Annotated in this window: 13 protein-coding genes; 4 read left to right on the top strand and 9 right to left on the bottom strand. The window is 65.2% G+C overall.

Annotated elements, in window-relative coordinates; all coding sequences use genetic code 11:
* Positions 1-735, top strand: a 735-nt coding sequence (locus ASF34_RS21895) for a hypothetical protein (protein WP_244479073.1), incomplete at its 5' end; no start/stop codon positions are given.
* A gap of 809 nt (positions 736-1,544) precedes the next feature.
* On the opposite strand, the gene rmf is transcribed toward ASF34_RS21895, so the two are convergent.
* From rmf to ASF34_RS22525, 7 genes are all read right to left on the bottom strand, one after another.
* A complete protein-coding gene (gene rmf, locus ASF34_RS21890; protein ID WP_018043730.1) occupies positions 1,545-1,733 on the bottom strand; it encodes a ribosome modulation factor in 189 nt (62 codons plus the stop codon).
* 160 nt (positions 1,734-1,893) lie between these two features.
* Positions 1,894-2,106, bottom strand: a complete 213-nt coding sequence (locus ASF34_RS21885) for a hypothetical protein (RefSeq protein ID WP_056164601.1) — start codon at positions 2,104-2,106, stop codon at positions 1,894-1,896.
* A gap of 130 nt (positions 2,107-2,236) precedes the next feature.
* On the bottom strand, positions 2,237-3,508 hold the full coding sequence (locus ASF34_RS22955) for a calcium-binding protein (RefSeq protein ID WP_156465806.1): 1,272 nt from the start codon (positions 3,506-3,508) through the stop codon (positions 2,237-2,239).
* A gap of 141 nt (positions 3,509-3,649) precedes the next feature.
* Positions 3,650-4,360 (bottom strand): hypothetical protein, encoded by a 711-nt coding sequence (locus ASF34_RS21875; protein WP_056164595.1) that lies wholly within the window; start codon positions 4,358-4,360, stop codon positions 3,650-3,652.
* On the bottom strand, positions 4,357-4,575 hold the full coding sequence (locus ASF34_RS21870; RefSeq protein ID WP_056164592.1) for a hypothetical protein: 219 nt from the start codon (positions 4,573-4,575) through the stop codon (positions 4,357-4,359). Before ASF34_RS21870 ends, ASF34_RS21875 begins: the two co-directional genes overlap by 4 nt.
* Before the next feature lie 115 nt (positions 4,576-4,690).
* The gene (locus tag ASF34_RS21865; protein WP_056164658.1) at positions 4,691-4,933 is read right to left on the bottom strand and encodes a hypothetical protein; all 243 of its coding nucleotides are present in this window, start codon (positions 4,931-4,933) and stop codon (positions 4,691-4,693) included.
* Positions 4,934-5,652: 719 nt separating this feature from the next.
* A complete protein-coding gene (locus tag ASF34_RS22525) occupies positions 5,653-7,353 on the bottom strand; it encodes a flagellin N-terminal helical domain-containing protein (protein ID WP_082494255.1) in 1,701 nt (566 codons plus the stop codon).
* Positions 7,354-7,593: 240 nt separating this feature from the next.
* Here ASF34_RS22525 and ASF34_RS21855 point away from each other — a divergent pair, with 240 nt between their 5' ends.
* Positions 7,594-8,007, top strand: coding sequence for a flagellar biosynthesis repressor FlbT (locus ASF34_RS21855; RefSeq protein WP_056164585.1), 414 nt, complete (start codon positions 7,594-7,596; stop codon positions 8,005-8,007).
* Between the two features lie 215 nt (positions 8,008-8,222).
* Here ASF34_RS21855 and mdoH read toward each other — a convergent pair whose 3' ends face one another.
* Together mdoH and ASF34_RS21845 are read right to left on the bottom strand one after the other, a co-directional pair.
* Complete coding sequence (gene mdoH / locus ASF34_RS21850; protein ID WP_056164582.1) at positions 8,223-10,373, bottom strand: glucans biosynthesis glucosyltransferase MdoH; 2,151 nt, start codon at positions 10,371-10,373, stop codon at positions 8,223-8,225.
* A complete protein-coding gene (locus tag ASF34_RS21845; protein ID WP_056164579.1) occupies positions 10,361-11,971 on the bottom strand; it encodes a glucan biosynthesis protein in 1,611 nt (536 codons plus the stop codon). The genes mdoH and ASF34_RS21845 overlap by 13 nt, the downstream gene beginning before the upstream one ends.
* Positions 11,972-12,214: 243 nt before the next feature.
* On the opposite strand from ASF34_RS21845, the gene ASF34_RS21840 reads away from it, so the two are divergent.
* Both ASF34_RS21840 and glmU read left to right on the top strand, forming a co-directional pair.
* Positions 12,215-12,454: a hypothetical protein gene (locus ASF34_RS21840; protein ID WP_056164577.1), complete on the top strand. Its 240-nt coding sequence runs from the start codon at positions 12,215-12,217 to the stop codon at positions 12,452-12,454.
* 136 nt (positions 12,455-12,590) lie between these two features.
* Entirely contained in the window at positions 12,591-13,994 is a 1,404-nt protein-coding gene (gene glmU / locus ASF34_RS21835; RefSeq protein WP_056164569.1) for a bifunctional UDP-N-acetylglucosamine diphosphorylase/glucosamine-1-phosphate N-acetyltransferase GlmU, read from the top strand.
* Positions 13,995-14,186 lie beyond the last annotated feature (192 nt).

The raw sequence follows: 14,186 nt of genomic DNA, 5'->3' as shown, positions 1-14,186 counted from the left end.
CTTGATCGCGCGGCCGCGGGTGAAGAACTCGCGCCGGATGCGCGCAATCGTGTCCACGCCCTTCATCCCCCTACACCACCCTTCCGGCCGTACCGGAGGGCAGTCTGCCAGAACGAGGTTAGGGGGTCGGAATTGGACGCCGATCCCCCACCTCACGGGGTCAAAGTTGCACGCCGAAACACACCGGGGGTGCGGCCGGTGCTGGCGGTGACGCTCTGCTTCGTCCTGGCCCACAACCTCCTCTACACCTACATCGCGCCGCTTCTGGCCGGCCATCTCATGGCTGGACAGATCGACAGTGTCCTTCTGGTCTTCGGGGTTTCCGCACTTGTCAGTATCGGTCTGACGGGCATGCCGATCGACACATGGCTGCGACCATTGACCTTCACCGGCATAGGCCTGTTTCTCGTGGCCGTCTCGATACTTGCGGTGACGACCGAAGCACCGTTGGCGATCTACGGGGCTGCACTGATCTGGGGACTGGCTTTCGGCGGGTCGGCGACGCTCTTTCAGACCGCATCGTCGCGTGCTGCCGGTCCTGCGGCCGACGTGGCCCAGGCCATGATCGTCACGGCATGGAACATCGCCATTTTCGGCGGAGCCGTCTTGGGCGGCGCCATCCTCGACAGTGTGGGGGCGGATGGGCTGCCGTGGACAGGTATCCCCCTGCTTGTGGTCGCCGCTGGATCATCGCTGTGTATGGGGCGCTCCGCTGACGGAGCACGCACGGTGTGAAGGCGGCCCGCCAGTGATTCTTTCGCCGGCATCCGTGTTTGCCCGCTCAATCACGGAAAGAAAGAAATCACGCCGGGGCGCCTTCGCTGACGACCATGAGTGTTCGCTCGTTTTCACGTCCATGACTTGGGTGGAAACCTGGGTCGGCTGGAGCGGCGGAACGCGTTCAAGGTCGATGTCCCCCGAACCGACGTGATCGGCCGCCTCGAGGGCCGGATCGATGCCAGGGTGACGTCGGCGCGGGGCGTGAGGCTGAAAGCGTTCGTCGAGCGCCCGCCCCGTTGGCGGATCGCCACTGATACCCTCGCCGGGCCGCCTCCGGGTCGGCAATGCCTGAGCGTCACCGAAAATTTTGTATTTTCGTCTGAAACCGGAGCAACGATTCGTCCGTTTCGGCGCACATGACGAAAGCGAAAGCCCGCCCGAGGCCCGCCCCCTTCTTATCGGTTACAGCCAGCCGTCTCCATGCTGCCGACGCGGCCTGGGCTGCAGAGCTTGCGGCATGGTTTGGCGACGAGATGGTCAATGCAGTCTCGAACCAACCGGCGGGCCGTGGGGAAGAGGGAACCAAACTTCGGGCTCTCTACGATGCCCGAAGCCGTGAGCTGACCGATTGGCAGCGCATCCGTGGCCTGAGCTAGCCCCGCGAACCCGCTCCTCCGAGATATCTGCCAAACCGAAAGCCCGGCCGCCGTGATGACGCGCCGGACTTTTTCTGCGTTCACAGGACCATTCGAGCAGTCCCCGTCTCGGCTTTCCTCTTACCTCCCGCTCCCTGGGGCCGGACAGCCATCTGGTCTGAAGGAGGCTCAGCGGCGGCTCTCGCCGGATGGCATATCGGGCCCATCCTCACGCGGCGTACCGTCGTAGCCCTCCATCCAGGAGGTCCGATCTTCGCTGTCGCGGGGATAGGGGCAGGCATCCTTGGGGTGACCGTGGATCCGCGCCTGGGCGCCCTGCTCGATGGGATCGGAATACGCGTGACGGATGTCGGCCATGGGACTGGCTCCGGGGTGTGGCTGTCATCGATCAACCCGCCCCCTCGTCCGATGATCCCGCGGCCAAAAGGTTCGGGCAGAGTCCAGGACGGTTTCGCAGACGTGGGCCCCGGTTCTGCGATGAAAACCTGCGACACATCAAAAAGCTAAGCAGGTTCGCTCACTTCGACCGCTTGGCCGGGGGCTTTGCTGCGGCGGCATCCGCGGCATCGCGCTCGAGACGCTGAGCCTTCAGGCGAACGATCTGATCGTCACGCGCCGTCTCCCGGCCTCTGACCTCTTCCCAGACCTGACCGGCGATGTCCGCGCGCTCCGCGGCCTTGGCCGCCTTGGTGTCCTTGCGATCCTGATGGCCGCCTTTGTCATCCGTCATAAGAAATCCCCTGTGGCGGTAGCCGTAGCGCGAACGACCCGTCAGGTCACCTTCATCTGATTTTCAGGTCACATCCGCTGGCGATAATGCAGCCTCACACAATCCGTGAGGCTGCATCCGTCCGGCCGAATCAGAGAATGAAATCGCCAGCCTGAAGCGTGAGAGCGCCCTTCAACACGATGGAGAAGTCTGCCGCGCCATCGCCGTTCACATCACCGCTGACCAGGGTATTGCTGCCGGAAACTACTGCTCGGAGTTCTCCAGCCCTATCGTGAAAGTCTGCACTTCCAATAAACTTGAAGGCCTGATTAACAGAACCGCCCGCCACAGCATCGATGAAGTGGAGGTCGATCCGATCTCCCTGCGCTCGCACGAAATCACGGACCAGATCGCTGCCGGAGGTTGCCACAGTGCTATCCGCCACGCTGTTATACAGGAACTTATCTGCGCCGCCGCCACCAGTTAACTGGTCGGCCCCAGTTCCTCCGATCAAGATGTCACTGCCGCTTTCGCCAGCTAACGCATCGTTGCCTGCGCCCCCGTCAAGTGTATCATTTCCTGCCCCACCATACAGACCGGCCTTAAACGTGAGCGTATCGCCAGCTCTCGAAACGTTACGCATCGTATAGCCTTTGTCGTCACCATCTCCACCAATCAAAAAATCGTTGCCACTATCTCCATGTAGCAAATCTCTTCCAGATCCACCATCCAGCGTGTCCTCACCATCTCCACCATAGAGGCCGCCATAAGTGTCTCTTTGAACTTTATTTGTTATTCCATTCTTGTTTGTTATGATTGAAAGATAATATACAGCGCTATCGTCATCGTTTCCGCCGAACAGACGATCATTGCCTGTACCGCCATCTAAATAATCCGAGCCATCGCCCCCCTCAAGTCTATCATCCCCGTCCTCCCCAAAAAGACCTGCATTAATAAAATCCTCGTCTGTTGAATAAACACCCCGGCCAGATTCAATTTTTGAGTCGGTCAAACCACCGTCGGAGCCAATTCCGCCAATGAGGGTGTCATTCCCGCTGCCACCCTTGAGTAGGTCATATCCTGAGCCTCCATCTATAAAATCGTCTCCTTGATCGCCATAGAGACCTCCATCTATAAATGTTATCTCTTTGTATCCCAAAGTTTTGAATGGATTTTCAATATATATATTTGCGTCATTCCCCGCATTACCGTAGATACGGTCTTTTCCTTCGTACCCATTTATTCGATCACTAAAGCTTCCGCCTAAAATTGTATCATTTCCCCCAAATCCAAAAAGCCCTCCTTTTGTGAAAGTCTCTTTATCTTCATCGTATAAATATGAATACGTCAGTCTATAATCCGCATTTATTTGATTCGGTCCGACGATGCGGTCATCGCCTTCCGTTCCATTGCGCAATGCCACGAGATTGATCCTTTCACTTGCCTAGCCATCGCCGAATAACAGAATATATTTGTACCGCAAGCTTCAATTCCGAAATTTTATGATGTAGCTAATGATCGAGTTATTACGATAGTTTATTGCACTTGCCTGGAACAAGAGCCATCAATTACGTTGGATTGCCCTCTCGCCTGCCTCCGTCCCGCATTTCTCAATATGTGCGACCCGGTTGACGACCTGAAGGTTCGGCGCTCCCCAGTAGGCCAGGAGTTTGGGCCAAGGGGCATCGCGGTGCTCGCGCCAGACGCGATAGAGCGGCGTGCGATGGTCGATTTCGGCCGTCTTCAGCAGGCGCTTCCCGGAGGCGGCGCAGCGATGGCGCTGATGCGCCTTCAAAACCTTCACCTGGTCGCTGGGCGCGGCCCAGAACTTCCAGGCCGTGACGCAGGCCGAATGCCAGCGGGCGTTCTTGTTCGGCGTGCCGGTGCCCCACAGATCCCTGTGCCAGCCGAAGCGGAAGACCGGCTGTCCGCAGATGCAGCAATGGCCGGGGCCGCGGGCATGCGCGGGCTCGCGATAGGGAGAGGGCGGCATCCGGAAGGTGGCGGCGAGGCCCGAGCCTTTCTCTGTTCCCAAGCGCCACGTCCATCCCTCCGGCTGGCCCGAGCGCGTGGCCAGCGCCCGCGCCAGGCGATCGGCACGGTGGACGTGGTTGCGCCAGTAGCTTTCGACGGCGAGCCGTGGTGTGGGCGGCAGCAGCGGGCGGGACAGCGCGTGCCGAAGGACGGGCGCGGGAAAGACGGCCGGGAGCGCCCGTTCGAGCCGGGCGCGGGAGCGTTCGTTCCGCTCCGCACGCCACTCCGATGCAGCGGTCACGCCGGGTCGAGGACGCGAGGGCGGGAGACCGCAGGCGCCGGTGCCGGGGCCGGCACGCCCGCGATGGCATCGGCGAGTTGGTTCAAGCGTAGCGCGAGGTCGCTCACCTCGTTCAAGGCGATGGCCTTGTCGCCGCTCTTCACGGCCCGGGTGATATCGCTGATCTGCATCTTCGCCATGCGCGACAGTTCGGCGGAAAGCTGGTCCCTGGTCATCGGTATCCGTCTCGGTTCGGCGGTTTCAAGCCTAACGAGGCCTAAAGCCGGAGGGTTACCGGGCGGTTTCAGCCGGCGGAAAGCGGGCGTGCCGCCGGCGCCCGATCCGCGACTGTCACGGCCGCGGTGCGGGAGCGGGGCTCTGCTGCGTCGGCGCTTGCTGGGTGGGGCTCTGCGGCGCCGGCGACGGCTGTTGCGGAGCCGTGCCGGGGGCGGTCTGACCGTCTGACAGCGTCTGGTTCGCCTTGGTCTGCAGCTGATCCGCCGTCTGCTGGTTGATGAGCCCATAGGACACGGCAGCGGCGAGGGCGACGGCGATGACGGCGCCGATGATCGTCTTCGTGAGCTTGCTCTGCATGGACATGCCTCCTGCGGTCGCCTCACGCGAGGCGTCCTCCACGAGAGCAAAGGTGGCGGCTCTCGGGCTGGTTCCGCTCCGGTCTTTCGTCCCCTCGAACGAACGGAGCAGCCACGTCGAGCGCCTGGCGCCCGCTTCCTCGGCCTCACCCCCGGCCCTTCAGCTCTTCCCCCGCTTCGAAGCGTGAAATCGTGTCGGTCGATCCTTGCGCTGTCTCGGCACGCTCTCGGATGCCGACCCCCAGCGAGGCACGCCCCCTCCATCCACGCCCGAATCCAGGCCACCACCATCTCCCGCGAGGTGTTCGAGCGCCTGTGTCCGCGCGCGGGGCAGCGTCGAGCGTCGCGGCATCGTGGGAGAGGACAGATGCCGGAATGTGCCGGCCGCTTTGCGCGATCCCGGTCTGCAAGGATCCCGGGAGGGAACGCCGGGCGCCTGTGGCGCAAGGCGTGGACGCGCATTGCGGGGCAGGGTGGCCGATAGGGGCGGGGAACCGCGTGAACGCGGGCGTCCGGCCGTACAGCCGGCTCGTCGCCCCAGCATGAGGACGGCGTCGTCCGACAGGCGCATGCCGAGCTGGAGACGCTCCGCGGCCTACGGAAGGCGGTGGCGGCGCGGTTCGTCGCCGGCGAAAGGTGCGCGCGGGGGAGGGACGGTCTACGCATAAAGAAACGGCCGGGGTTTCCCCCGGCCGCTCATCGTCGTGACGGCTGATCCGCTTAGCGGAGAAGCTGCAGGATGCCCTGCTGCGCCGTGTTGGCGAGCGAGAGGGCCGAGATGCCGATGGACTGGCGGGTCGACAGGGCCTGGGAGTTGGCGGCTTCCTCGTTGAGGTCCGCGTTCGTCAGGTTGGCTGCACCGGTGTCGAGGATGTTGCTCAGCTGCTTCGAGAAGTCCTGACGGTTCTGCACAACCGTAAGGTTCGAGCCGAAGGTTGAAGCTTGGGTCCGAAGCGTAGCTGACGCAGTCGTCAGCTGCGACAATGCCGTCTTGATATCATCATCGCTGGCAAAGTTGCTGCTCGTCGTGGCGATTCCCAGACCGGCCGCATCCAGTTTAGACCCCTTGATGTCGAGCGAGCTGGTGTCCTTTTCGTTGAAGGAAATGTGAAGGGTATTTTCTTTCGGGTCTGAGCCAGAACGGTAAAGCAGATTGACGCCGTTGTAGCTGGAGTCCTGCGCCTGCTGCGTGATCTGCGTCAGCAAATCATTGAACTGCTGCGCCAGAGCAGACCGTGCATTGGCACCGTTTGCAGACGTCGAACCACCACCAGTCCCAGTCGCCTTACCAGCCGCAATAGTGGTGGCGCTCGTATTGACACCAAAACCGATATCGCCGGCTCCGGCTGAGGTCACTGTGATTTTCTGGTCTGCCCCACTATCGGTCGTACGGATCGTAATGGCACCAGTTGTATCATTACCTTCAGCGATTACCTTGCCCTTTAGACCAACGTCACTTTGAATCTGCTTGTTGATAGCTGTCGCAACCGCTGCCGCCTTATCACCGGTCACGAGAGGAGAGCCGGAAGCTGCGGCGCTAAGATCAATTTTTTTGGTCGCACCATCGCCGAGCTGGATGTTGATAGAGTAGTCAGTAGCAGCCGCAACACCGGCCTTAGCCACAGTGACACCTGCCGCGCTCGCACCTGTCGCACTTGCCTTGGTCGAACCATCAGTGGCGTTGACGCCAGTTGCGCTCAGAGCGGCGAAACCATTTGCAGCGAAGCCGATGTCCTTTGTGGCCGATGCCACTGCCTCGATTTTGAGACTGGAATCGGATCCTGTCGCGGTCGATTTGAAGTTCAATCGTCCGTCTGACGTCAAGCTGGCTGTTACCTGTGCTCCAGCACCACCCTTATCAGTCAGCTGCTTGTTAATTTCACCAAGGATTTCGTCGCTAGTCACCTTTTTGAGATCAGCAACTTTACCGGCGAGTGCATTGCCATCGATTGTGACAGTCGTATCAAGACCGTTTGCATCGGTGACCTTGAAAGCAGCCGAGTCTGTCGACGTCGAGAAGTCGATGGTGCCATCGGCGGTACCAGCAGCAGCTTTGATAGAAATACCGGCGGTGATGTTTGCTCCAGTCGCACTGGCTCCTGTCGCGCTCGACTTCGTCGCCAGCGCCTGATTGGCCGTCGATTTGGCCGAATCGACCAACTTCTGGATCGAGGTGATACCTTGGTTTGCAGCCTGAATTGTCTGAATACCGTTGGAAATACCGTCGAGAAGGCCCGACAGATCCTTGGAGCGGTTGTTCAAAGACTGCGCAGTAAAGAAGTTGGTCGGATTGTCGAGGGCCGAGTTCACCTTCTTACCGGTAGACAGCTTGTTCTGTGTGCTCGAAAGGAGGTCGGCGGTGCCCTGCAGCGAGAGCAGGTTCTGACGCGTTGCCGCGGTAAGCGTAATGCCTGAAGACATGTGATCCGATCCATTCTGATCTGGAAGCACCCTTTTTTGGGTGCGACGTCACCAAACCACGAGGACGTTGCGAACGTCTTAAGACGAACGGTCAACGAACCCTGAGTGAGATCCGACGTATTCTCCCTATCTTCGCGGTCTCCGAGGGAGATGCCGTATTCCGCAAGCAACCCTGCCATGGCGGTCATGTATTGTTAACCGCCCGGATCGATGATCCCACCCGAACCCGAAGGACCGGTCATGCCCCTGAAGATCGAACTCAAGCCGTTCGAGCGGTTGCTGATCGGCGGAGCCGCGATCCGCAACGGGTCGCGGCGGTCGAGTTTCGTCATCGAGACGATGACGAAGTTCCTGCGCGAATCCGACATCATCACGGAGAGCGAGGCCGATACGGCCTGCAAGCGCCTCTACCTGACCCTCACGGTGCTCTATCTCTCCGACGACGTGTCGGAGATCGAGAACCTGTTCGTGGCCCAGGCGAGCGAATTGCTCGAGGAGGTGCCGAGCACGGCCCCCTACATCCGGGACATCAACGCCCATGTGGCGGCGCGGGACTTCTACCGGGCGATGAAGCGGGGCAAGGACCTCATCCAGTACGAGGCCACTCTCGCCGACCTCCTGGCCAAAGCGCCCGATTCGGGAAGCGCCGACTGACCGTCCGAATCGGCCGCCGAGCGGGCAGGGGGTCGGCATCGGCAGTCCCGATGCGGCAGGCTCTCGTGGAGCCCGGCTCCGGGTCCGGACGCCCCCCGGTCTCAGGCAGGCTACCGGATTCACACATCTGCTCTCGTAGGCAGACCGCGTCCCTCTCCCCCTTGTGGGGAGGAGGGCTCGTCAGCGCATCCCGCGACATGCGTGACTGTTGTAACTCACGCGGGTTCGAGGCGGGTGAGGCGGTCGAGGAGGGCGCGGTCGTGGAGGAGGGCCATGCGCTCCTTGGGGCTGAGCCATTCGGCGGCCTCGGCGATGGTCTCCGCCTCCACCACCTTGGCCTGGGCGAGGGCGCGGTCGGTGTCGATCACGCCGCGGGGGCGTTGGGGCATCTCCGGCAGCATCAGGGCATGGGCCTCGGCGAAACCCGCATCGGCGTGGAGGGCGCGGATCGCATCCGATTCGTCGAGGCCGGCCTCGGCGTTGCGGGCGGCGATCGCCCCGGCGCTCGACGCGATGGCGGGCGGGTCGCGCTCCTCCGGGGTCATCAGCAGGCCGAGGCGCTTCAGGGCGAGGCCCCAGGAGAGCTGGCCGCTCGCCCAGGAGATCGGGATCGCCAGGACGAGGCCGAGGATGGTGGGCGACATCCAGAGGAACAGCGAGGTGGCGATGGCGAAGGCGGCGATGCCCGTCACCAGCCCCAGCACCATGTGCCAGCGGTGGCGGCGGACGATGTCGCGCAAGGGTATCGAGCCGTCGTCGCGCCGCTGCGGGTTCCAGCCGGTGTCGCGCCCCACCAGGATCTCGAACACCGAGCCCGACTGGATCAGCATGGCGATGGGCGCGATGAGCGCGGAGAGGATCGTCTCGATCAAGCTCGACAGGACGAGGCGGATGGCCCCGCCCGAGGCCCGGCGCACCGGCCCGTCGATCAGCGCCAGGATCAGCCCCAGGAGCTTCGGGGCCAGCAGGATGCCCATGGTGAGCCCGAACAGCTGGAGCGCGCGCACGGGGTCGAAGCGCGGCCAGACCGGGTAGAGCCCGAACTCGCTCGTGAAATATTCCGGCCGCACATAGGCGGTCTGCAGCACCAGGGCGATACCGACCACGAGCTGGCCGAGCCAGAGCGGGGAGGCGACGTAGCCGGCGATGCCGGTGGCGAAATGCTGGCGCGAGGCGAGCGTCAGGCCCGCCGCCCCGATGACGCGGCTGTGCTGCAGGTTCCCTTGCGCCCAGCGCCGGTCGCGCACCGCCACGTCGATGAGGGAGGGCGGGCTCTCCTCGTAGGAGCCGGGGAGGGCGGGCAGCATGGTCACGCTCCAGCCCGCCCGCCGGATCAGCGCCGCCTCGACGAAATCGTGGCTGAGGATGTGGCCGCCGAAGGGCGGCTTGCCCTTGAGGTCGGGCAGGCCGCAGGCCTCGGCAAAGGCCCTGGTGCGGATGATGGCGTTGTGGCCCCAGTAATTGCCGTCGCGGCCCGACCAGACGGAGAGGCCCGTGGCGATGACCGGGCCGTAGATGCGGGCGGCGAATTGCTGGACGCGGGCGAACAGGGTGTTGCGGTTGATGATGAGCGGCAGCGACTGGACGATGCCGGAATCGGGGTCCGCCTCCATGGCGGCGGCCAGATGCACCACGCAAGCGCCCGTCATCAGGCTGTCGGCGTCGAGCACCAGCATGTGGTCGTAGGCCCCGCCCCAGCGCGAGACGAAGTCGCCGATATTGCCGGCCTTGCGATGATGGTTCTTCGCCCGGTGCCGGTAATAGAGCCGCGCATCCTCGCCCCAGCGCGCGCGCAGATCGAGGAAGGCGCGCTCCTCGGCGATCCAGGCGTCTCCTTGCGTCGAGTCCGACAGGACGAAATAGTCGAAGGCCGCGCCGTGGCCGGTGGCGTCGATCTCCGCCCGCATGGCTTCCACGGCCGCGAAGGTGCGGGCGGTGGCCTCGTTGTAGACCGGCATGACGATAGCGGTCTTCGTGGCGAGCCGGGTCGGCGGAAGCGGCGCCTTCGGCCGGCGCAGGAGCGTGGCAAAGCCCAGGATCGCGCTCATGAAGGAGAGGGCGATCCAGGAGAAGTTCAGGGTGAAGAGCACGAGCAGCACGTATTGCAGCGCCGTCGTCCCGCCCGAGACGGCCACGACCTCGTACATCTCCAGCGCGCCGTAGGCGGTGAGCAGCGCCGCCCCGCCGAAGACGAAGGCGCGGGCGGCCCAGGGCCGCCGCGCGGGCTTGGCCGGACGGTGCCCCGATGCGGTGTCCCAGCGGTCGAGCGCCTGCACCGGCATGGGCAGCGGGGCTTCGGGCGGCATCGCGGGCCGGAAGGCGGCCGGGGCGGTGGGGGGAAGCGCGTGCGTGTTCAGGGTGTCCACCGGTAGAGCCAGGTTTCGGTGACGGGGGCCTCCCCGCGCTTGAGCACGAGGCGCAGTTCGCAGGATTTCCCGCCGCCCGTGTCGAGCTCGAAGGAGACCCGCACCGTCTTACGGTCGGGATAGCGGTACAGGGTCGGGGCCGCCACCGTGCCGGGCGAGGTCAGCAGCGTCGGCTGCAGGTCCGGATCGGCGAACAGGATGTCGCCGGTGAAATCCACCAGGAAGAGGCGGCGGTTGCTCCCCGGCGCCTTGCCGCTGCGGGTGCCGGAGACGAGCGCCACGGGCGGCGCTTCCGGCGGCTGCCAGCACCAATGCTGGCGATAGCTGAACGCATGCTCGGTGCCCGCCGCCAGCGTCGCCTTCGGGCGCCAATAGGCCAGGATGTTCTCGTTGAACTCGGAATCGCTCGGGATTTCGAGGAGCGTCACCGCGCCCGGCCCCCAATTGCCGAAGGGTTCGAGCCAGAGCGACGGGCGCCACTCCCAATGCTGCACGTCGTCCTCGAAATCGGCGTAGCTGCGCGCCCGCTGCATCAGGCCGAACCCCTTCGGGTTCTCGTCGACGAAGGACGAGACCTGCAGCGTCTCCGGGTTGCGCGCGGGACGCCAGATCGCCTCGTTGGCACCGGTGCGGATCTGCAGGCCGGTGGAGGCATAGGCGCCGGCGCGGGCATCGTCGGCGCCGCGCCGGTCGTAGGGGCCGAAGAGGTAGCTCGTGGTCATGCCGCCGAGACCGAGATGATCGATGGCCGCGCGGGCGAACACCGTGCCCTCGACATCGCAGAGCGAATCGCCGCCGGGCCGCAGGCTCATCCGCAGGGCGGCGGTGGCTGAGGGGGAATCGACGAGGCAATGCAGCACCAGCGGGCCGCCGGGACCGGGACGCTCGACCCAGATGGCGCGGAGTTCGGGGAACTCCTCGCCGCGCGAATCGGCCGGGCGCAGGGTGAGGGCGCGCGCGGTGACGCCGAAACCCTGGCCGCTGGCGACGAGGCGGAAGAACGACGCCCCCTGGAAGGTGGCGAAATCGGTGAGTTCGCCGCCATCGAACCGGGCACGGATGCGCAGGCCCGAATAGCCGGGATCGTCCTTGAACTCGGGCAGGGCGATGCCCTCCGCCTCGAAGCGGGCGCGATCGTAGGCCAGCGGCCGCACCGTGCCGTCCTCCACCAGGGCCAGGGCCACGCGGCCGGTGAAGACCGAGCCGCGATGCAGGGGCTCGAGGGTGAAGCCGAAGGCCTCGTTCGCCCAGATCGCGCTGCCCGGTACGGTCCGGATGGCGTTGTATTGCTCGCGGTTGAGCCCGGTCAGGGCGCCGGGCAGGTCGTCGGTGCGGGGGGCGGCGTAGGGGCGCTTGGCCAGGGCGCGGGCCAGGTCGGGTAAAGTATGGCCGAGGAACGGCGCGCCCTCGGCGGGGAGGGCGGGGGCATCGTCCGCCCAGGCGGTCGAGGCGGTGCCGGGGAGGGAGAGAGCCAGCGCGGCGGCGCTCGCCTGCAAGAGAAGCTCCCGGCGGCTCCGGTCCTGGGGTCCCGTCACCACGGGATCAGCGGAGGAGGGTTCTGTCACGGCGCGGCGAAGTCCCGGAATCGTCGGCGTCATTGGACCTGTAATGTCGGCGCGGGAAGGCGCGGGGTGCGATGCGGTATGTCCCGGCTTTACCACGGCACGGCCTGAACCCAACCTTAAGCCGGAAGGAACCGAAACCGTTCAACGGAACGCGGATTTTCCGACGGGCGAGCGGCCGGCCAGCGCCGGGCACGGCAGGCGAGGGGGCTCGGACTGGCCGAATGGCCGCGCTTGTGACAGATTCCGTGGGTCGTTCACCTCACACGAGGCACCTCATTGGCCCTGATCCCATGCCCTGCCTGCGCGCGACAGGTCTCCGCGCAGGCCCTCGCCTGTCCGAGCTGCGGCCACCCCGGTGACGCCGCCTCCCCGGCGGGAGGCGGCGTCACGCGCATGCTGGGAACCGTCGCCGGCACCTACATCTCCACCACCACCCTGGCGAGCCTGGTCCTCGGGGTCGTCATGTTCGTCTGCGTGGCCGCCGTGCTGATCACCCTGATCCTCAAGAGCCAGTGACCGCGACGGGGCGGACCGGATCTCCGTCCGCGCGCCCGGCTTGCCGGCCGCGCAGGCTTGCTACCCGACAAGCCACGCAGTAGCGCAGCCGGACAGGACGCGAGCCGGCCCCCGGCCCGACAGCGGCGGAGCGACGATGACGGCGCAGACCCCCCATTCGACCGAGCCCGCCAGGACGGGCGGACGCAGCCTGACCGCCATCGTGCTCGCCGCCGGCAAGGGCACGCGGATGCGGTCCGACCTGCCCAAGGTGCTGCATGCGGTGGCCGGGCGGACCATGCTCGGCCACGTGCTCGCCGCGGCCGGGGAGGCGGGGGCGAACCGCATCGCCGTGGTGGTGGAGCCGGGGCAGGAGGCGGTCGCCGCCGAGATCGCCCGCGCGGCGCCCGGTGCCTCGGTCCATCCGCAGGTGGAGCGCCTCGGCACGGCCCATGCGGTGCTCGCCGCCCGCGAAGCCCTGGAAGCGGGCTCCGACGACGTGGTCATCGCGTTCGGCGACACACCCCTCATCACCGGGGCCACCCTCGCCCGCCTGCGCGCGCCCCTGGCCGAGGGGGCGGCGGTGGCGGTGCTGGCCTTCACGGCGGAGACTCCCACCGGCTACGGACGGGTGCTGACGGAGGGCGGGCGCGTCCTCGCCATCCGCGAGGAGAAGGATGCGAGCGCGGAGGAACGCGCCGTCACCCTGTGCAATGCCGGCCTCATGGCACTCTCCGGCCCCCATGCCCTCGGCCTGCTGACGCGGATCGGCAACGCCAACGCGGCAGGCGAGTACTACCTGCCCGATGCGGTCGCCCTCGCCGTGGAGGACGGGCTCGCCGTGGCGGTGGTGCCCGTGGACGAGGCCGAGGCGCAGGGCGTCAACGACCGGGTTCAGCTCGGCGTCGCCGAGGCGACGATCCAGGCACGCCTGCGCCGTGCGGCCCAGATCGGCGGGGCCACCCTGGTGGCGCCGGAAACGGTTTTTCTAAGCGTCGACACGGTGTTGGGCCGGGATGTTCTCGTGGAACCTCATGTGGTGTTCGGCCCCAAAGTGACGGTCGGCGACCATTGCGTGATCCATGCCTTCTCGCATCTCGAGGGCGCGACGCTGGCGCAGGGCGTTCATATCGGCCCCTATGCGAGGCTTCGCCCCGGCGCGGTGCTGGAGGCCGGCTCCCGCATCGGCAATTTCGTCGAGATGAAGAACGCCCGCCTCGGCGAGGGCGCCAAGGCCAACCACCTCACCTATCTGGGCGATGCCGAGATCGGTCCGGGCGCCAATATCGGGGCCGGCACCATCACCTGCAATTACGACGGGGTGAACAAGCACCGTACCGAGATCGGGGCCGGGGCCTTCATTGGCTCGAACACCGCCCTGGTGGCGCCGGTGAGCGTCGGGGCCGGCGCCATCGTCGGCGCGGGTTCGGTCATCACCGCCTCGGTGCCGGGCGACGCCCTCGCCATCGCCCGCAGCCGCCAGCGCATCATCGAAGGCATGGCCAGCGGGATGCGGGCGGCATTGCAGGCGATGAAGGCCGCTCGTTCCAAGAAAGACTAGTTCCGTCAGTATCGTATCGTCGGACGTGAACGTATCAATTGAGCTGAATTCAGCTTCGGAGACCGTGCAAGAGCAGGAACCCTGGCCGGATCGTGTTCCGATCCGGTACAAGGCCCTCCCAGAAGGCTTGGGCCGCTCCTTGCGTGGGCCACCGCCAAGATCCCGGTCGGAGACGTCGGAGGCCCGTCCCGC

Source organism: Methylobacterium sp. Leaf106, from assembly GCF_001422895.1.
GTDB classification, from domain to species: Bacteria; Pseudomonadota; Alphaproteobacteria; order Rhizobiales; family Beijerinckiaceae; genus Methylobacterium; species Methylobacterium bullatum.
This window is presented reverse-complemented; position numbering and strand designations above follow the sequence as displayed.